Below are 18,658 nucleotides of genomic sequence, written 5' to 3' on the forward strand. Positions count from 1 at the left end.
TCGGCTGGTCATTGCCGATTGACGTGAAACGGCCCCAACGCCGCGCCTTGCCGCAGCACATCCGAGAGTTCCGGCGTATAGCTGTCACCGTCGCGCTCATGCCGTTGACCCGCATGCAGGATGATAGGCGCATGCAGCCGGAACGCCGCCCGCCCGCCTTTTCGGGCCCGTAGAATCACAAGCTCGGTCTCTCGCCCCGCGCGGGCCGCAAACGGCAGCACTTCGACCGAGCCCAGACGTCCGTGACAGGCCAGCAGCATGTCGTGCAGGCGGTCCGCCTTTTGGATCATGTGCAGATAGCCGCGCGGGGCCAGCCGTTTGGCCGCGACATCAATCCAATCACCCAGAGGCGTCTGCTCCCCCAAAGCCACATTGCGCCCTCGGTCCATGGCTGCACTGTGTGCGCCTGCGCGATAGTAGGGCGGGTTGGCGATGACATGGTCGAATTGGCGCTGCTTCAGATCGAAGGGCAGCTCGGTCAGATCAGCCGAAACGACCTCTAACACCATATTGTTATCGGCGGCATTGCGGAGGGCCAGATCCGCATAGGCCGTTTGCAGTTCTACGCCGCACAGGTCCAAACCCGGGACCCGTGTCGCAAGACACAAGATTGCAGCGCCTGCCCCGCAGCCAAGTTCCAGCACCGATTGGCCGCTGGTGGCAGGCACGCTGGCCGCCAGTAGAACAGGGTCTACGCCTGCGCGATAGCCCGACACGGGTTGCCAAAGACGCAGCCGCCCGCCGAGGAATTCGTTCCGGCTTAGCTCATCCTCCTTGAACCCGCTCATCGCCCCAACGGGATCTCGTTGTCGCGCATCACACGCTCCGCTCGGATCAGGTCATCGGCCCGTACCATCAGGCGTCGCGGAAAAATTCCGATACCGCCTTCGAGGATGCTCATATTTACGTCCATCTGAAAGCAGTCTATATCCTCGCCCTCAAGAAGAGCGGATGCAAAGGCCAGGATTGTCGGATCGGTGCTGCGCAATAGTTCTTTCATGGGGATGGATGTAAGGGCAAGGCAAGGCGAAAGTCGAGCCTTGTATCAGGAGTGTGATGGGCATCAGCACAATCTCGAAGCCGCACGAACGGCTGGCCGAAATGTTGACCAGCGAAATGGAGGCGGTGAATACGCTGATCCGGACCCGGATGGCGTCCGAACACGCACCCCGTATCCCCGAGGTGACTGCCCATCTGGTCGAAGCGGGCGGCAAACGCCTGCGCCCGATGCTGACATTGGCGGCGGCCCGGCTGTTTGGCTATACCGGCGAGCATCACGTGCGTCTGGCCGCGACGGTTGAGTTCATTCACACGGCGACCCTGTTGCATGACGATGTGGTCGACGAAAGCGCCCAGCGGCGCGGGCGGCCTACGGCGAACCTGTTGTGGGACAACAAATCCAGCGTATTGGTCGGCGACTATCTGTTTTCCCGCAGCTTCCAGCTGATGGTTGAAACAGGGTCGCTGCGCGTTCTGGACATCCTCGCCAATGCCTCGGCAACGATTGCCGAAGGCGAGGTACTGCAGATGACCGCCGCCACCGATTTGAACACGGATGAGAGCATCTATCTGCAGGTCGTACGCGGCAAGACCGCAGCCCTGTTTTCCGCAGCGACCGAGGTTGGCGGCGTGATTGCGGAAGCCTCAGACGCGCAGGTCAAAGCTCTGTTCGACTATGGCGATGCCCTGGGCATTGCCTTCCAAATCGCTGACGATCTTTTGGATTATCAAGGCGATAGCAAGGCAACAGGCAAGAATGTGGGTGACGATTTCCGCGAGCGTAAACTGACCCTGCCGGTGATCAAAGCCTTTGCACAGGCCACAGCGGATGAGCGTATCTTCTGGGAACGCACGATCGAGAAAGGCCGCCAGCAGGACGGCGATCTGGAATATGCGCTTGGGCTTATGAACAAATACCAGACGCTCGAGGCGACCCGTCTGGACGCGCTGGGATGGGCGAACAAGGCCAAAGCCTCGCTCGAGGTTCTGCCTGATCACGAAATCCGCACTCTGCTGCGCGATCTGGCCGACTACGTGGTCTCGCGCCTTAACTGAGCATCGTTGCGCGGCACCACCAATCTGGCTGGGCCGCGCCGATCTCATAGGCTGCAAAATGCGCGGCCTTCATCGACGGGTAGAGCGCAAAACAGGTCGACCCTGACCCCGACATTCGGGCCAGCAGCACATCCCTTGTGTCCGCCAATTCCTCCAACACACGCCCGATTTGCGGGGCCTGGCTTATGGCGGGCTGTTCAAGGTCGTTTCTCTGGTTCGAGAGCCACGCGACGCAGTCTTCCACGCCCGCGAATGAGGGGATTTGATCTGGCAATCCCGGATTGTCCCGCGACGCCATTGCGCCGAAGACCGATCCGGTCGAAACCTCAACCCCAGGATTGACCAGCAGGGCAGGCAATTGGGGCAAAGCGATCCGGTCCACCTGCTCGCCAATCCCCCGCATCCGCGCAGCCTCGGCCACCATGCAAACCGGAATATCGGCCCCTAACGCGGTCGGAAGATGTGGCGGGATATCAAGCCCCTGCGCCGCTGCTTGGCGCAGCATGGCCGCCGCGTCCGAGGACCCCCCGCCAATGCCTCCACCATGAGGCAGCACCTTGCTCAACGTGACATGGCCCGTCCAACCGGCGCCCTCGGCCGCTTTCCAAACGAGATTTCGGCTGTCCGTGGGAACCCCGTCGGCATGCTCTCCGCTCACCGAGATCGAAATACCTACGCCCGGGTCAAACGTCAGCTGATCGCCAATGTCGGCAAAAGCCACTAGTGAATCCAACAGATGATAGCCATCGGCGCGCTGACCGGTGACATGCAGGGTTAGATTGACCTTGGCGGGCGCAAAGGCGCTAGTTGCCATTGGCAACCTTCAACGGATCCGCGCCCTCTTCGGACAGAACCGTATCCAGACCGACCTCAAGCTTGCGTCGGATGCGTTCGGGATCAGCCTCACCATCGGTGTCTTCGGGATCAACGAAGGACAGGGCCCGTTTCCACTGGAACTCAGCCTCGCGGGCGCGTCCGACGGCCCAGTAGACATCGCCCAAATGGTCGTTGACCACCGGATCCACCGGCATCAGCTCAACCGCGCGCTCCATATGCTCGACCGCTTCGTCATAGCGACCAAGGCGGAACAGGACCCAGCCCAGGCTGTCGACGATATAACCACTGTCGGGGCGAGCCGCGACGGCGCGTTCGATCATGTCCAGCGCCTCATCGAGTTTTTCGCGACGTTCGACAAGCGAATAGCCCAGATAGTTCAGAACCTGCGGCTGATCCGGGTTCAGCTCAAGCGCGCGACGGAAATCGGCTTCGGCCTGATCCCATTGCTTGAGGCGCTCATGAGAAATCCCGCGCGCGTAGTGCAGGAACCAATTCGCGGCCGAGACGCCCTCCGCCAGATCAATTGCGGTGTTGTAGGAATCAACCGCGGCGGCATAGTTTTCCTCGCGGCGCTGCAGATCGGCCAAAGCGACATGGACACTGGGAAGTTCAGGCTTTTCCGCAGCCAGCGATTGCAGAACCTCAACTGCCGCATCGGTTTTGCCGGATTGCCCCAGAACATCAGCCCGGCCCAGTTCGGCCACGTGGTGATCGGTGCTGTCCTTGGGAACCGCGCGATACGCTTCGACCGCAAGATCAAGCTGGTTGAGTTCCGACAGGAGCTCAGCGCTCATCAGAAGGGCGTCGACGTGATCGGGCCGCAGGAAGCTGGCCGTGCGAGCATAGAGCAGAACGTAGTCCGGCGCGGCCTCGTCATTCAACGCGGCACCCACCGAAAAGAAGATCTCGGCCATGCCGTCTTGCGCCGTTCCTGCATGGGTGAAGGGCAGCGTTTCGCCATCAGACAATCGGCTTGTGTAATCTGCGATCGACGGATCGCTTCCGGCCTGAAACACATCAGCCAGGAAGGTCAGAGCGTCCTCATTCCGGTCAAGCTGCGACAGAACCTCGGTCCGGGCTAACGCGGCGCGGCGTGTGAACCGGGCCACGACCCCGTCATCGGCCGCGAAAATCGCCTCAGCCCCTTCGAAATCACCGATCGACGCCAAAGCCATCGCTTTGTGGTAGAGGGCAAACTCGCGCAACCCTTCCTGGGTTGTAACCGAGTCGAACTGCTCCATCGCCTTGGTCATCTCACCCTGACCAAGATAGGCCCAGGCAATCATCAACCCATCGACCAATGGACCCACGCCCTGCGTTTCAGGATCACGTGACAGCAGGGTCTCCCAATCGCCCTCCGCGATCAGGTTTGCGGCGATGGCAATCCGGGCTGCTTGGCTCGGCAGGCCATTCTCTTCAATGGTCTGGGCGATGGGCAGTGCGCGCTCAACTTCGCCCAGCGCCAGCCGCGCGACGACGACGCTTTCCAACAGCAATGCGTTCTGCGGATCAGACCGCAACGCCTGCGCATAATACCTTTCGGCGGCGGCATAGTCGTTTTCGTAGATTGCCTGACGTCCGGCCAAATAGGCCCCGGACCCGGTATCCGAAAATGCCGGGATTGCGACCGAGGATGAAAGCAGCGCGGCCAGTGCCACGCGACGAACCAGGGAAACCACCAAAATCCTGCCTTGCTATCGTTGACTGCACGTTAAGCTAGGGCCTCGGCCCGCAAGAGGCAATGGCTCAAGGTTCACGACGCCGCCATTGCACCGGTTTTCGCCTAAGAACTGGCCGCCCTGTTGCACGGATCAAGCAGGAGCGTCGTCCAACACTCAATGGCATCTCATCGATAGGGCTTTTGGTTGGCTCACCCTGGCGGAGGATTTGGGTACCTTTCGCGTTTCATAAGGCACATGTTCGGTTTGAGTGACTTCAACTCATTCAGAGTGAAATATTTTTGCGATTGCGCAAAAGACCGACTGACGGAATGGTGCTTCCAAACACTGTTGGCAAACCAGACACGGTATGAACCTACGATGAATTCACATGCGAAAGTTGTAGTGGTCGGGGGCGGCTGCGTTGGCGCCTCGATCCTTTATGGTCTGACCGAGCATGGCTGCACCGATGCGGTGATGCTGGAAAGGACAACGCTGACATCCGGGTCCACGTGGCATGCCGCCGGTCTGCTTGTGACCTTTGTGCGCTCGCATAACGTGTCGAAGATGACCATGGAGACCATCCGCATCTATTCCGAGGTTGAGGAAAAGATGGGCGCCTCGGTGGGTCTTCGCAAAGTGGGCCAGCTGCGCGTCGCCAATACCGAAAAGCGCTGGGATGAGTTCCAGTCCTATATCTCGATCGCCGAGGCCGCCGGGGTGCCGTGCAAGCTGCTGACACCGGAAGAGATTGCCGAGGTGCACCCTCTGTTGAACCAAAGCCCGGATATTCGTGGCGGCATCCTGCATACCGAAGACGGCTATGTGAATCCCGCCGACATCACCATGGCACTGGCCAAGCTGGCGCGCGATGCCGGGGCCAAGGTCTATCAGAACACCGAAGCCACCGCTTACGAAAAGCTCGAGAACGGCCACTGGAAAGTGACCACCAACGAGGGTGAGATCACGTGCGAGCATCTGATCTTTGCCACCGGCAACTACGCCCGTGAAAATGCCCGGCGTGTGGGTCTCGACCTGCCCTGCATCCCCATCGTTCACCAATATTGGACGACCGAAACGGTGCCCCTGCTGAAAGAACGCAAGGCACAGGGTCTGCCGGAATTCCCGATCCTGAGGGACGAGGATTATGGCGCCTATCTGCGCGAGGACGTGGGCGGCATCCAGTTTGGCCCCTATGAATTCACCAAGGACCTCAAGCTGTTCGCCGAAGACCGCGTGCCACCAGATTTCGGGGCCGACCTTCTGCCCGAAGATTTCGATGCTGTGGAAACCCAGTGGGAACGTGCCATCGAACGGGTTCCGACGCTGGGCGAGGTTGGCATCAAGGCCAACACCCGCGGTCCGTTCCAGATGACCCCGGACGAGTTGCCTCTGGCTGGCCCCGCACCGGGGCACGAAAATCTGTGGCTGGCCGAAGGGATGCCCGGCGGTATCCTGTGGGGCGGTACTGTAGGGAACCGTCTGGCCAAATGGATCGTGGATGGCGATCCGGGTATGGATATGTCGGAACTCGATCCGCGCCGGTTCTCGGACTATGCCTCGAAACGGTGGACCATGGACAAGGTGCGCGAGACATGGGGCACCCATATGGATGCGCACATCCCCGGTGAGGATTTCCCCGACGCTCGTCCGATGAAAACCGCGGGCTCATACGATCTGTTGACTGCACATGGCGCCGTCTGGACCAGCTTCAACGGTTATGAATTCCCGCGCTGGTTCGCCAAATCACCCGAAGAGGCGATCCCCGAACACTCCTTCCGCCGCACCGATCATATGGGGTTGGTACAGGAAGAAGTGCGCCGCACGCGGGAAGAGGCGGGCTTCATCGAGATGTCTCCGATGACCAAATTCACCGTGCGCGGGCCGGGTGCGGCCGGATGGCTGGACGGTCTGATGGCCAACAAACTGCCCAAGGTAGGGCGCATGACCCTGTCGCTAATGCTGAATGACAAGGGCGGGATGGATGCGGAATACACCATCGTGCGCTACGGCGAGGATGATTTCTACCTGATCTCGACCCCGAATTGGCAGGCCTATAACTGGGACCAGATGCAGCGTCTGCTGCCCAAAGACGGCTCAGTCGTGATGGAAGATATCTCGGAACAGCTGGGCGTGATCGCTCTGGCCGGTCCGAAATCGCGCGAGATCCTGTCGAAACTGACCGACAATGATATGTCGAACGAGGCCTTCCCGTGGCTTTCGGCGCAAATGGGTGAAGTCGGCTATGCCAAGGGCGTTCACCTGCTGCGCGTCTCCTACACCGGTGAGCTGGGATGGGAGCTGCACCATCCGGCGGGCTACAACCGTCATCTCGTGGATCTGTTGCTGAAGGCGGGCGTGAAACCGTTCGGTCTTGAGGCGCTGGAGTCCATGCGGCTCGAGAAATCCTACCGTGCCATCAACCGTGAGATCTGCAAGGACCTAACCCCGTATGAGGCCGATCTGGGCCGGTTCGTCGCAATAACCGAGAAGATCGGCGGGCAAGTAGTTGAACGAGACTTCATCGGCAAACCCGCTCTGCTGAAACAGCAGGACGCGGGCGGATACAACACTCTGGTCACGTTGAAACTGCCCTATTGCGATACGTCGGTGATGTTTGACGAAGGCGTCTATGCCGACGGCAAACTGATCGGGCGTGTCACCTCGGGCGGGTTCTCATATTATTGCAATCACGACATCGCGATGGCGCTGGTGCCGCAGAACATGACGGCACCGGGCACCAGAATGCAGGTGCTGGTCCATAACGAGATGCGCGAGGCCGAGGTCATCGACACCTGCGCCGTTGATCCCTCCAGCGCTCGCGCACGCGCCTGATACGAAAAAAAGGGGGCTTGCGACCTCTTTCACGAACACAAGGACAGGATTTTGCAAATGACCGATATCTCGACGAAAACGTTCTCACTCCAAGAGGTTAGGGAGTTGGCGAAATCCGTCCTTGTGGCTGCGGGCATGGATGATCCGGGCAGCGACATGATCGCTGAGATCGTCGTGAAGTCCGAACGTGACGGCCCGCGCAGCCACGGTTTGCGCATGCTGCCGGTCTACGCGCAGAGCTTTACCTCGGGCTATGCCAACCCCGCCGCACACCCTACGTTCGAGCGTATCGCGCCGGGTGTCCTGCGCGGCGATGCGGACAACGGGTACTACCAGATCGCCGCAGCCGCAGCCCGGGACGAGCTGATTGCGATGGCCCGTGAAAACGGGATCGCTGCCTTTACATGTGCCAACAGTCACCACCTTGGCGCGTTGCGCTTTGATACCGAACCGCTGGCCGAGGCGGGGTTGGTGGCTTTGGCTGTCGTCAACTCGCTGTCGATGGTGGTGCCTCAGGGCGGTGTGCGCCCAGTCTTTGGCACCAACCCAATGTCGTTTGCCTGCCCGCGTGACGGCATAGAGCCCATCGTTTGGGACCAGGCGTCCTCGACGGTTGCGTTGATGGATATCCGCATGGCCGCCGCCGAAGGGCATGACCTGCCTCGCCCTGCAGGTCTGGCCCCTGACGGCCAGCCCAGCGCTGATCCCAACGCCATTTTGGAAACCCGCAGCCTGTTGCCCTTTGGCGAACACAAAGGGGCGGCGATCGCCTTCCTGATCGAAGTCATGGGCGCGGCGCTGGCCGGGGGCACCCTCTCGGTCGACAATGCCGAGCGCGAGGCGCATGGCGCGTTGAACGTCAAGGGCGGCGCGACCCTCATCGCGATTGATCCGACACGGTTCGGAAATGCCGCCTTCAACGACTATGTCACGCGCATCTGCGCCGAGATCGAAGGCAACGGAACCGCACGCATCCCCGGTGACGGGCGGCTGAAAAACCGCGCCGCGTCCCAGGCCGGAGGCGTCAACGTCAGCACCGAATTGCTGTCGCAGTTGCAAGACTTACAGTAACGGCCCGGACCAATGGCAAAGGTGGTTGTGATCGGCGGGGGCGTCGTGGGTATCTCCTGCGCGCTGGCATTACAGGCCGATGGGCACGCGGCTTCGGTTGTCGAACCCGGACCCGTGGGTGAAGGGGCCAGCTGGGCCTCATGCGGCTGTATCGCCATCGGTGAGATCGTACCGCTGTCGCAGCCGGGCATGCTGATGAAGGTGCCGGGCTGGCTGTTGGACCCCGAGGCGCCCTTGGCGCTGCGTCCGTCCTCGGCGCTGCGGGTCCTGCCCTGGTTCGCGCGCTTCACCGCAAATGCGCGTCGGACGCGGATGCGGGCCATCGCGGCGGATTTGGCGCGGCTGACCTTTGTCGCCACCGATGATTTCAAGGCGCAATTGGCCGATATCGGTCGGCCCGAGTTGCTGGTCGAAAAGCCGGTGATCAAACTTTTCGACGATGACAGCGACCGCGCCACCATGGCCGCCGCCTTTGATCTGGCCCTAGAGCTGGGCTGTTCGATCGAAGACATCCCCGGCCCCGCAGCGCATGAGATTGATCCGGCCATCGCGCCCGATTTCAAACACGCCGCCCTGCTGCATGACTGGAGCTTCGTGACCGAGCCCAAGCGCCTGGTCGAAGCCCTGCATCAGGCCTTTGCCAGCCGAGGAGGCACAGTCTTCACAGGCGAGGCCGAGGCGTTCCAACACAACGGTCGCAAAATTCAGGGCGTGCGCCTTGCAGACGGTCAGGTTCTGACCGCGGACGAGTTCGTGCTGGCGGCGGGCACACACTCACGCGGCTTGGCGCGGGATTTGGGCGTGCCAATCCAGTTGGAAGGGGTGATCGGCTACTCCACCGCCCTGCCTGACAGCGGTGTCGACCTAGCCCACACCGTGTTCTACGCCAAGGGCGGGTTCGGGATCACACCGTATGAGGACGCTCTGGCGGTGGCTGGAACCATCGAGTTCGCGGACGCCGACGCGAAACCCAACTGGAACCGCGCCGATATTCTGGTCAAACGCGCAAAACGCGTGTTGCCGGGGCTTGGAACGGACAAGGCCGAGCGCCGCATGGGGCGACGTCCTTTCACTCCGGACACCCGGCCCATCATCGGCCGCAGCGGTCGATTGGCGAATGTCACCTTCGCCACCGGCCATGGACAGTTGGGCCTGACGCTTGGGGCCACGACCGCGCGGCTGGTGAAGGATGAGATCGCAGGCCGCGCGCCCTCAATCGATATTAAGGCCTTCAGCCCGGACCGGTTCTAGGGTCAGGGCAGGCTTAGCTTTGCCATCCGCCCGCCATCGACCGTGTAGACCTGCCCGGTGATAAAGCCGCTTTCCTCGGCAGCCAGAAACGCCGCCAAGGCAGCCACTTCTTCGGGCTTGCCGGTGCGTGCGACCGGGTGGATCTGGCCGATGTCCCGGCGAAACGCATCCGGGTTGGGCATCGAGTCGATGAAGTCGAGGTTCAACTCGGTGTCGATCCAGCCCGGAGCGATCGCGTTACAGCGAATACCCTCGGCCCCGTGATCCACCGCCACGGCGCGGGTCAGCCCGTGCAGCCCGGCCTTGGATGCGCAATAGGCTGCGTGGCCGGGATTGCTGCCCAGCCCCTCGATCGAGCCGGTATTGACGATACTGCCCTTTGTTTTGCGTAGATGGGGCAAAGCGGCTTGAATCATCAGGAAGGGCGCGGTCAGGTTGACGGTCAGGTTTTTCTGCCAGTCATCCAACGTCATCTCTTCGACGCGGGCCTCCTGCATCATCCCGGCATTGTTGACCAGAACGTCCAGCTGTCCGGCGCGGGCAATGACCTCGACCACCACCTGTGCAGGCACAGCTGGATCAGTGAAATCGGCTGCAATCCCTTCGAAGTGATCATCCCCGCCGCGCTGAGCGGTAAAGACGCGCGCGCCCTCCTCCGTCAGCCGTGCCGCGATGGCTTGCCCTATCCCCGAGCGACCGCCGGTGACCAGAGCAACCTTGCCCTCAAACCGCCTCATGCGACCGGTTTCCCGCCATTGACCTCAACCAGCGTGCCGCACATGTAGCGTGCCGCATCCGAGGCGAGGAACAGAACCACATCGGCAATATCCTCAGGCTCGGCGATCCGCCCAAGAGGCACGGTCTTACCCAGTTCGGTCACGGCCTCGTCAGGATCAAACCCACGCTTGGCAAAGCCCGAGCGCAGCATCGGCGTGTTGACCTCATTCGGGCAAACGGCGTTGATGCGGATGCCCTGATGCGCGTGATCCATCCCCATGCATTCGGTCAGCGAGGCAATCGCCGCCTTGGTCATGCAATAGAGCGCATGGTTCGGCCCCGGTGCCTTGCCGCCCCAGCAGGAGGCGGTGTTGACGATGGCCCCACCGCCCGCCTCGGCCATCAGCGAAATGGCAGCGCGGCAGATCCGGAAAGGTGCCTCGACATTCACGCCCATGGACAGGGTCCAGTCGGCGTCCGAGGTCTCGGTCACCGGGCCGCGGGTGATGACGCCAGCATTGTTGATGACGATATCGAGGCCGCCCAACGCCTGCTGCGCGGCTGAGGCCAGCTGATCGCAATAGGTCGGGTCCAACAGATCGCCGGGCAGATGCGCCTCGGCCTCGATCCCATCGGTCGAGCGATCCGCAACCGCGACCCGAGCGCCCTGCGCGCGCAGCTGTTTGACGATGGCCTGCCCGATCCCCCCGGCCGCGCCGGTGACGAGAGCGTTTTTGTCCTGAAACATGTCTAGTCTTCCCAGATTGCAACGGCCTGCCCCAGCAGGTCTCGGTTCATAGTCACGCCGAGGCCCGGCGCATCGGGCGGCAGAACGCCACCGTTTTCAATTGGGGCGTCGAACGCACCGGTCTGGATCGTTACCATGTCGCGCGGGTCCAAAACACAGCGCAGCAGCCGTTCGGGCACAGTTGCACCCATATGAAAGATCGACGCGGCAGACAGGGTTGACCCCACCGTGTCCTGCACACTGATCGTCAGCCCTGCGGCACGGCAGATGTCGCGGTGACGGCGGGCATGGGTCAGCCCCCCGGCTTTCGAGATTTTCAGCCCGATGCCATCGGCCATATCCAGCGCCACCAGCTTGGCGATATCGCCATCCTCTTGCGCCAACTCGTCCAGAATGATCGGCACGTCGCAACGCTGGCGCAGGGAAAGCGTCTCGCGCCATGTGGCGCAAGGGGCCTCCAGCACGAAATCCAGCCCGTTCGGCAGGGCGCGGAGCATCCGCAGCGCGGTTTCCGGGATCAGGCCGCCATTGGCGTCAACGATGAAGTACTCACCCGGTTGCCGATCCGCCAATGAGGCCGCGATGCGTTCGGCGTCCAGCGCCGGGCCGCCTTCGGAGTCCATCGCGCCGACCTTTACCGAATGGCCCATATAGCCCATCGCGCGGTGTTCCGCGACGCGGGCGCGCATATCCTCGGGCGTGCCCGCGTAGATCGAGCTAATTGCGGGCAGGCGATTGCCTGTCGCGCCACCCAGCAGTTTATAGACCGGTAGGCCAACCGATTTGCCGAACAGGTCCCAGCAGGCCAGATCAAGCGCCGATTTCGCGTGGTTATGGCCCAGCAGCGCCTCATCCATGGCGTCATTGATCCGGTCCACATCGCGCGGGTCACGACCGATCAGATAGGGGGCGATTTCCTCGACTCCGGCACGGGCACCGCGTGCATGGGCGGCGATGTAGTTCGGACCGAAGGGGGTGGATTCGCCCCACCCCTCGGTCCCGTCATCGGCGGTGATACAGACGATGACGCTGTCAAACCCGGTGTAAATGCGCCCGCCCGACAGCTCGTAAGAGCCGCCCGCATAGGGCAGATGCAGTTCAAAAAGCTCGATCTTGCGGATTTTCATGAGGTCACCTGCGGCGGGATCAGCACCAGCTGCCCGGTATGTGTTTTGGTCAGAAACTCTTCCTGCGCCGTCGCGATCTCGCTCAGCGGATAGGTCTTGGCAACGACGGGGCGGATTTCCCCGGCCTCGATGTATTTCACGAGGTTTTCGAACACGATGTCCTCCTGAAAGGTGCAGCCAAACAAGGTGAGGTCTTTCAGGTAAAGCGTCCGCACGTCGATTTCACAGATCGGCCCGGCAATGGCCCCGGCGGTCGCATAGCGCCCACCCCGGCGCAGCACGTCCAGCAGGCTGGGCCATTGCGGGCCGGCCACCAGATCGACCACTACGTCGATCGAGCCTTCACCCAGTTCAGCCACCAGATCGGCGTTGCGGTCCAGCACGCAGTCTGCACCCAAAGCTAGAACGGCCTCGGCCTTCGCGGGCGAGCACAGAGCGATCACATACGCGCCGCGCCGTTTCGCCAGTTGCACCGCAGCCGAACCAACACCGCCCGAGGCGCCGGTAACCAGAACAGTCTCGGCCCCGACATTGGCGCGGTGCAGCATGCCCTCAGCCGTGGAATAGGCGCAGGGGATGGCGGCCAGTTCCACATCCTCCCAGTCGCAATTCACCGCATGGGTTTCCTGCGAAGGCGCGACGCAGAACTGGGCAAAACCCCCATCGCATTCACTGCCGATGGTCCAACATTCATAGGGGCGGTATTCGACATAGGTTCGCAGCATGTTGCGCACGATCACACGCTCGCCAATGCGTGCCGGGTCGACCCCATCACCAACGGCAGCGACATGGCCACAGACATCGGCACCCTGAATGCGCGGAAAGGTTAGCGGCGTGCCGGACCAACTGGCGTCGTCATCGTCCACGGTCTCAAACCCCGAGGCACCGCCGGTATTGGTGTCTTCGGTGACAGCCTTTGAATACCAGCCGATCCGCGTGTTGATGTCGGTGTTGTTCACTCCCGCAGCGGCGACCCGGATCAGAACTTCTCCGCGCCCCGGCTTCGGGACCGGGACGTCCGAGCGGTAGTCCAGCATCTCGATACCGCCATGGCCGGTCAGTTGGACCGCATGCATGGTTTCGGGGATCATGGTGTTCTCCTTAGTATGAAGCGACAGGCGCGCCGAACAGCGTTTCGTCAGGGGTGACGCCCAGACCCGGCCCGGTCGGACGCTGGATGTGACCGCCCTGGATTGTGATGCCGTTTTCGGGATCATAGTTGCCTTCGATGTACGGGGCGGCGAGCCACGCGCCCTCCATAAGTGTCGGCCGCACGGTGGATGCAATCTGCGTGCAGGCGGCGGCGATGATGTCCCCGCCCCAGCTATCGTCGCAGGTATGCGGTAGATTGCGTGCTTCGCAGATGTCGCGGAAGGTGCGCATGTTCTGCAGGCCGCCGATGCGGGTGACTTTCATGCCAAACCCGTCCACCAGCCCGGTCCCGGCGGCCGAGATCACGGTGTTCAGATCGACGCTGTTTTCATCCATGTAGATGCCATGTGTCACCTGAGGGCGGATCTTTTCCAGGTCCTGATAGGTGTTGCAGGGCTGTTCCATGATGAAGGGCACATCCGGGCATTCACGACTGACGCGCAACGCATCGCGCGTGGTCCACCCGCGATTGCCATCGACCGCAAGGCGCATGCCTGTTCCGCCGACAACCTCCCAGACTCTGCGGATGGTTTCGATATCAATCTCGACCGGACGGCCACCCACTTTGATTTGCAGGCGAGGATAGCCCTCGGTCAGCTTCTCTTTGGCAAGGCGCGCGATATCGTCCGGCGCGCCCACACCCGTCGCGTAGTAAGAGGGCACGCGATCGGTCTGCGCACCGCCCAGCAGGTCGGCGACATTGACGCCCAGTTTCTTGCCAATCAGGTCATGGGCCGCGATGTCGATGGCCGCCTTGGCATAGTTGTGCCCATTGAGCAGCCCGTTCATCCGGTGGTGCAGGGCCACAGGCCACAGATCCGCGCCGATCAGGCCCTCGGCCATTGCCTTCAACGCAGCCCGCGCGCCCTCTGCATGCGCTTCAGCATAGGTTGGGCCGACCGGGCAGGTCTCTCCCCAGCCGGTCGTGCCATCCTCGGCCACCAGCTTGACCAGCGTGGCGTCAAGCGTCCAGACCTCGGCGTTTGCCATGGTGTAAGGGCCGTTTTTGACCGGCAGATCATGGGCGTAGATGTGGATTTCCTTGATCTTCATATCCGTCCCTATTGTCGTTCGCCGGAGGCCCGGCCTAGTGAATATCGGCAGAGGCCAGCAACGCGCGGGCACAGCGCATCGTGGCCAAGGTTGCGGCCTCGGCCCCCATCAAACGCGCGCTTTCGGTCAGGCCTTCGTGCAGGATGAACAGAGCCTCGGCCAAAGCCTCGACATCGCAATCGGGGGCCACGTGGATTAGCCGGGTGCGGAACATGTCGCGCACATGCTGTTTATGCGTCGTGACGGCATCTCGGATCGCGTCACTTTCAGGGTAGGCCGCCAGCGCGTTGCGGAACAGACATCCGGTGTTTGAAACCTCGCGCAGCCAGTCCGAGAGACGGGTCAGAACGTGCAACACATGATCCGCGCCCCGGAGTTGATCCGTGCCGATCCAATCGGAATAGGCGGCATCGCGATGATCCAAGGCACCGATAACCATCGCTTCGCGGCTGGGAAAATACTTGTAGAGCGTGCGCAGGGAAACATTCGCGCCCTCTCGCAAGGCTTCAACGCCCTGGGTGGCAAATCCCATCTCTGAGAACTGCCGATCAAGATTCTCTGCGATTTTCTGCTGTGTCTCAGTCATGTCACGATGGTAGAGCGATCACTCTACCCCCACCTCACCGTTTGCGACACAGACTTTCTTGCCAACGACAAAAAATGCCACCGGCGGGACCGGTGGCATGGAACAAGGGCCGGATGGCGGCAGATTCGCGCCGCCAGTGCCGGAGTTTTCAGCTACATGTTTGGATAGTTCGGGCCGTCACCACCTTGCGGAGTGGTCCATGTGATGTTCTGGCTCGGGTCCTTGATATCGCAGGTCTTGCAGTGGACGCAGTTCTGGAAGTTGATCACGAACCGCGGGCCGTCTTCATCCTCGACCATCTCATAGACACCAGCGGGGCAGTAGCGCTGCGCAGGCTCGGCGAATTTGGGCAGGTTGACGGCAACCGGGATCGACGGATCGCCCAGTTTCAGGTGGCAGGGCTGGCTTTCCTCGTGGTTGGTCATCGCGAAGGACACGTTGGTCAGACGGTCAAAGGACAGCGTGCCATCGGGCTTGGGATAGTCGATCGGCTTGTGCTTGCTGGCCTCTTCGGTCGACTCGGCGTCGTTCTTGCCATGACCCAGCGTGCCGAACAGCGAAAAGCCCAGCGTGTTGGTCCACATGTCCAGCCCGCCCAGCGCCAACGAGGGCATGAGGCCCCATTTCGACCACATCGGCTTGACGTTGCGTACTTTCTTGAGGTCCTGACCAATGGCCCCTTCGCGAACATCGGTTTCATAGGCCGTCAGTTCATCACCGGAACGGTCGGCCTTGATGGCGTCAAAGGCGGCCTCGGCTGCGGCTTTGCCCGACAGCATCGCGTTATGGTTGCCCTTGATGCGCGGCACGTTGACCATACCCGCCGAACAACCCAGCAGCGCCACGCCCGGCGCGACCAGTTTCGGCATCGACTGATAGCCGCCTTCGGTGATTGCGCGGGCGCCGTAAGCCACGCGCTTGCCGCCTTTCAGCAGCTCGGCCACCATCGGGTGGTGCTTGAAGCGCTGGAATTCCATGTAGGGATACAGGTGTGGGTTCTTGTAGTTCAGGTGAACCACGAAGCCGACATAGACCTGATTGTTTTCAAGGTGATAGATGAACGACCCGCCGCCCGCATTGCTGCCCAGAGGCCAGCCCATCGTGTGCGTGACGCTGCCTTCCTTGTGCTTGGCCGGGTCGATCTCCCAGATCTCTTTCATGCCAACGCCGTATTTCTGCGGCTCTTTGCCAGCAGACAGGTCGTATTTGGCAATCACTTCCTTGGACAGCGAGCCGCGCACGCCCTCCGACAGGAACACGTATTTGCCGTGCAACTCCATCCCCGGCTCGGTGCCCGGACCGTAGGAGCCGTCTGCCTCCAGGCCGAAGACACCGGCGACAACGCCTTTGACTTCGCCGTTTTCGCCATAGACCAGCTCGGAACAGGCCATGCCGGGGAAGATTTCCACGCCCAGCTCTTCGGCTTGCTCGGCCATCCAGCGGCAGACATTACCCATCGAGACGATGTAGTTGCCGTGGTTGTTCATCAGCGGTGGCATCGGAGCATTGGGGATGCGCAGCTTTCCGGCCTCACCCAGCATGTAGAAGTTGTCTTCGTTCACCGGCGTGTTCAGCGGCGCGCCTTTTTCTTTCCAATCCGGGATCAGAGCGTCCAGCCCGCATGGATCCAGCACCGCGCCCGACAGGATATGCGCGCCCACTTCCGAGCCCTTTTCCAGAACCACGACATTCAGGTCGGCATCCAGCTGTTTCAGACGGATGGCCGCCGACAGGCCCGCGGGGCCTGCGCCCACGATCACCACATCGTATTCCATCGCTTCGCGTTCAATCTCGGCCATCGCGGGCTCCTTAGCTAACTTTCCGAATTGGCGCTTTTCTCATGCGGTCGGCGCAATTTTGTTTCTCGGCTGATTACATGGTGAGAAAGACTCAGGTCAATCGAAACACGGCGTAACAATGCCGCTATTCGACACTTCACGTGTTTGGCGAGTCGCCCATAAGGTATCTGGGACCGCTACCATGTGATTTGGCACGGTCATCGGGGTTGTAAAGGGCGCATTTAGGCAGGCTGAGGCACCCGCAGCCGATGCAGCCGTCCAGATTGTCGCGCAATCGCGTCAGGGTATTGATTCGCTGATCCAGATGAGCGCGCAGCGTGACACTGATGTCTTTCCAGTCCTGCGGCGTCGGGGTTCGGTTGCCGGGCAGGCCCGATAGCACCTCACGGATCTCGGGCAGGGTCAGACCGAATTGCTGGGCGATCATCACAAAGCTCAACCGCCTGATATCGGCCCGCTGATACCGCCGCTGCCCGCCTGCATTGCGCCAGGGCGAGATCAACCCCTGCGCCTCATAGTACCGGATCGCCGACACCGCCAACCCGGTACGCCGTGCCAAAGCGCCAATTGCCAGACCTTCGGAAGCTGCCATTTCACCCTCGCAAGAAATACCTTGACCTAAAGTTAGGTTTAGAAATTACGCTGAGTCGTGACAAGCCTGAAAAAGGAAAGGACCTGCCATGATGGCCACGCTTGAACACACCAACTTCACCGTCAGCGATCCCAAAGCCTCGGCCGCGTGGATGCACAAAGTGTTTGGATGGGATATCCGCTGGGAAGGCGCCGCGATGGCGGGCGGCTATACGGTGCATGTCGGCACAAAACACACCTATCTTGCCCTCTACCGCCCCGAACACCCCGAGCCATCAAACGAAAGCAGCTATGACGTGGTCGGCGGCCTTAACCACGTGGGCGTTCTGGTCGAGGATATCGAAGCGACCGAGGCCAAGGTGCGCGCGGCAGGTTTCACACCGCATAACCACGCCGATTATGAGCCGGGTAAGAGGTTCTATTTCGACGATGACAACGGGATCGAGTTCGAGGTGGTGCAATATGATTGAGATGTTGTGGCTCTGCACCCCGTCACAGCGGTGGCGCAGAGACAAACCCCCGGATCACCGCCACAGGCGTGAACCGCCTCAGCGAAACGGCGTTAAGTCGCAAATCGACGTGTGACGTCCTCTTGGCCTCTTGCATTTCACGCTCCATTTGGGTCAGGTACTGAACGACCCATCATTCGCCCCGACGCTTTACCCGCGGCGGGGCGGCTCAATTTATGCGTGGACAACAAGATTATGGAAAAGATTCCAATGACGCCTGCGGGCAATGCCGCGCTCGAGGCGGAGCTGAAAAACCTCAAATCCGTCGAGCGCCCGGCGATCATCGAAGCCATCGCTTCGGCCCGCGAACTGGGTGATTTGAAGGAAAACGCCGAATACCACTCGGCCCGTGAAAAGCAGGGCTTCATCGAAGGCCGCATCAAAGAGCTTGAGGGCATCCTGTCTCTGGCCGACGTGATTGATCCGGCCAAACTGTCGGGCGCGATCAAGTTCGGCGCCAAGGTTACGCTGGTCGATGAAGACACCGATGAGGAAAAGACCTGGCAGATCGTTGGTGAGTACGAGGCCAATATCGAAAAAGGCCTGCTGAACATCAAATCGCCCATGGCCCGCGCCCTGATTGGTAAGGACGAAGGCGACAGTGTCGAGGTTCGCACCCCCGGCGGTGTCCGCTCTTACGAAGTTCTCAACATCGAATTCGCCTGACCC

Annotated in this window: 18 protein-coding genes; 6 read left to right on the forward strand and 12 right to left on the reverse strand. The window is 61.3% G+C overall.

What is annotated here, in order from left to right; translation table 11 throughout:
• Window positions 1-8 precede the first annotated feature (8 nt).
• Together ACR0NO_RS10900 and ACR0NO_RS10905 are read right to left on the reverse strand one after the other, a co-directional pair.
• Window positions 9-788 (reverse strand): tRNA1(Val) (adenine(37)-N6)-methyltransferase, encoded by a 780-nt coding sequence (locus ACR0NO_RS10900; RefSeq protein ID WP_480723948.1) that lies wholly within the window; start codon window positions 786-788, stop codon window positions 9-11.
• Window positions 785-1,000 carry a putative signal transducing protein gene (locus ACR0NO_RS10905; protein ID WP_058273563.1) on the reverse strand — a complete coding sequence of 72 codons (216 nt, stop codon included), beginning with the start codon at window positions 998-1,000 and terminating at the stop codon, window positions 785-787. The genes ACR0NO_RS10900 and ACR0NO_RS10905 overlap by 4 nt, the downstream gene beginning before the upstream one ends.
• Before the next feature lie 56 nt (window positions 1,001-1,056).
• Between ACR0NO_RS10905 and ACR0NO_RS10910 the strand changes: the two genes are divergently transcribed.
• Window positions 1,057-2,055 (forward strand): polyprenyl synthetase family protein, encoded by a 999-nt coding sequence (locus ACR0NO_RS10910; protein ID WP_480723949.1) that lies wholly within the window; start codon window positions 1,057-1,059, stop codon window positions 2,053-2,055.
• Here the strand turns inward: ACR0NO_RS10910 and ACR0NO_RS10915 are convergent.
• Window positions 2,048-2,869: a 4-(cytidine 5'-diphospho)-2-C-methyl-D-erythritol kinase gene (locus ACR0NO_RS10915; RefSeq protein WP_480723950.1), complete on the reverse strand. Its 822-nt coding sequence runs from the start codon at window positions 2,867-2,869 to the stop codon at window positions 2,048-2,050. The genes ACR0NO_RS10910 and ACR0NO_RS10915 overlap by 8 nt on opposite strands.
• Window positions 2,859-4,574: a tetratricopeptide repeat protein gene (locus ACR0NO_RS10920; RefSeq protein ID WP_480723951.1), complete on the reverse strand. Its 1,716-nt coding sequence runs from the start codon at window positions 4,572-4,574 to the stop codon at window positions 2,859-2,861. The genes ACR0NO_RS10915 and ACR0NO_RS10920 overlap by 11 nt, the downstream gene beginning before the upstream one ends.
• Window positions 4,575-4,931: 357 nt before the next feature.
• On the opposite strand from ACR0NO_RS10920, the gene ACR0NO_RS10925 reads away from it, so the two are divergent.
• The 3 genes from ACR0NO_RS10925 to ACR0NO_RS10935 are packed head-to-tail and all read left to right on the forward strand — an operon-like array spanning window position 4,932 to window position 9,707.
• Window positions 4,932-7,385, forward strand: coding sequence for a GcvT family protein (locus tag ACR0NO_RS10925; protein ID WP_480723952.1), 2,454 nt, complete (start codon window positions 4,932-4,934; stop codon window positions 7,383-7,385).
• Between the two features lie 57 nt (window positions 7,386-7,442).
• Window positions 7,443-8,456: an Ldh family oxidoreductase gene (locus ACR0NO_RS10930; protein ID WP_480723953.1), complete on the forward strand. Its 1,014-nt coding sequence runs from the start codon at window positions 7,443-7,445 to the stop codon at window positions 8,454-8,456.
• A 12-nt stretch (window positions 8,457-8,468) separates the two neighbouring features.
• Window positions 8,469-9,707: an NAD(P)/FAD-dependent oxidoreductase gene (locus ACR0NO_RS10935; protein ID WP_480723954.1), complete on the forward strand. Its 1,239-nt coding sequence runs from the start codon at window positions 8,469-8,471 to the stop codon at window positions 9,705-9,707.
• A 2-nt stretch (window positions 9,708-9,709) separates the two neighbouring features.
• Here the strand turns inward: ACR0NO_RS10935 and ACR0NO_RS10940 are convergent, their stop codons facing one another.
• The 8 genes from ACR0NO_RS10940 to soxR all read right to left on the reverse strand — a co-directional run bounded on the left by ACR0NO_RS10940 (window position 9,710) and on the right by soxR (window position 17,481).
• Window positions 9,710-10,444 (reverse strand): SDR family NAD(P)-dependent oxidoreductase, encoded by a 735-nt coding sequence (locus tag ACR0NO_RS10940; protein WP_480723955.1) that lies wholly within the window; start codon window positions 10,442-10,444, stop codon window positions 9,710-9,712.
• A complete protein-coding gene (locus ACR0NO_RS10945) occupies window positions 10,441-11,172 on the reverse strand; it encodes an SDR family oxidoreductase (protein WP_170639880.1) in 732 nt (243 codons plus the stop codon). Before ACR0NO_RS10945 ends, ACR0NO_RS10940 begins: the two co-directional genes overlap by 4 nt.
• 2 nt (window positions 11,173-11,174) lie before the next feature.
• Window positions 11,175-12,299, reverse strand: a complete 1,125-nt coding sequence (locus tag ACR0NO_RS10950; RefSeq protein ID WP_480723956.1) for a mandelate racemase/muconate lactonizing enzyme family protein — start codon at window positions 12,297-12,299, stop codon at window positions 11,175-11,177.
• Window positions 12,296-13,390, reverse strand: coding sequence for an alcohol dehydrogenase family protein (locus ACR0NO_RS10955; RefSeq protein WP_480723957.1), 1,095 nt, complete (start codon window positions 13,388-13,390; stop codon window positions 12,296-12,298). Before ACR0NO_RS10955 ends, ACR0NO_RS10950 begins: the two co-directional genes overlap by 4 nt.
• A 10-nt stretch (window positions 13,391-13,400) precedes the next feature.
• A complete protein-coding gene (locus ACR0NO_RS10960; protein WP_480723958.1) occupies window positions 13,401-14,504 on the reverse strand; it encodes a mandelate racemase/muconate lactonizing enzyme family protein in 1,104 nt (367 codons plus the stop codon).
• A gap of 34 nt (window positions 14,505-14,538) precedes the next feature.
• Window positions 14,539-15,090 (reverse strand): TetR/AcrR family transcriptional regulator, encoded by a 552-nt coding sequence (locus tag ACR0NO_RS10965; RefSeq protein WP_480723959.1) that lies wholly within the window; start codon window positions 15,088-15,090, stop codon window positions 14,539-14,541.
• 152 nt (window positions 15,091-15,242) lie between these two features.
• Window positions 15,243-16,889 carry an electron transfer flavoprotein-ubiquinone oxidoreductase gene (locus ACR0NO_RS10970; protein ID WP_480723960.1) on the reverse strand — a complete coding sequence of 549 codons (1,647 nt, stop codon included), beginning with the start codon at window positions 16,887-16,889 and terminating at the stop codon, window positions 15,243-15,245.
• A gap of 136 nt (window positions 16,890-17,025) precedes the next feature.
• The gene (soxR, locus tag ACR0NO_RS10975; protein ID WP_170379057.1) at window positions 17,026-17,481 is read right to left on the reverse strand and encodes a redox-sensitive transcriptional activator SoxR; all 456 of its coding nucleotides are present in this window, start codon (window positions 17,479-17,481) and stop codon (window positions 17,026-17,028) included.
• 88 nt (window positions 17,482-17,569) lie between these two features.
• On the opposite strand from soxR, the gene ACR0NO_RS10980 reads away from it, so the two are divergent.
• Window positions 17,570-17,950, forward strand: coding sequence for a VOC family protein (locus ACR0NO_RS10980; RefSeq protein ID WP_170469094.1), 381 nt, complete (start codon window positions 17,570-17,572; stop codon window positions 17,948-17,950).
• A 234-nt stretch (window positions 17,951-18,184) separates the two neighbouring features.
• Entirely contained in the window at window positions 18,185-18,655 is a 471-nt protein-coding gene (greA, locus tag ACR0NO_RS10985) for a transcription elongation factor GreA (protein WP_170379061.1), read from the forward strand.
• The last annotated feature ends 3 nt before the right edge of the window (window positions 18,656-18,658 follow it).

The sequence above is a fragment of the Ruegeria sp. CL3 genome (assembly GCF_056536505.1).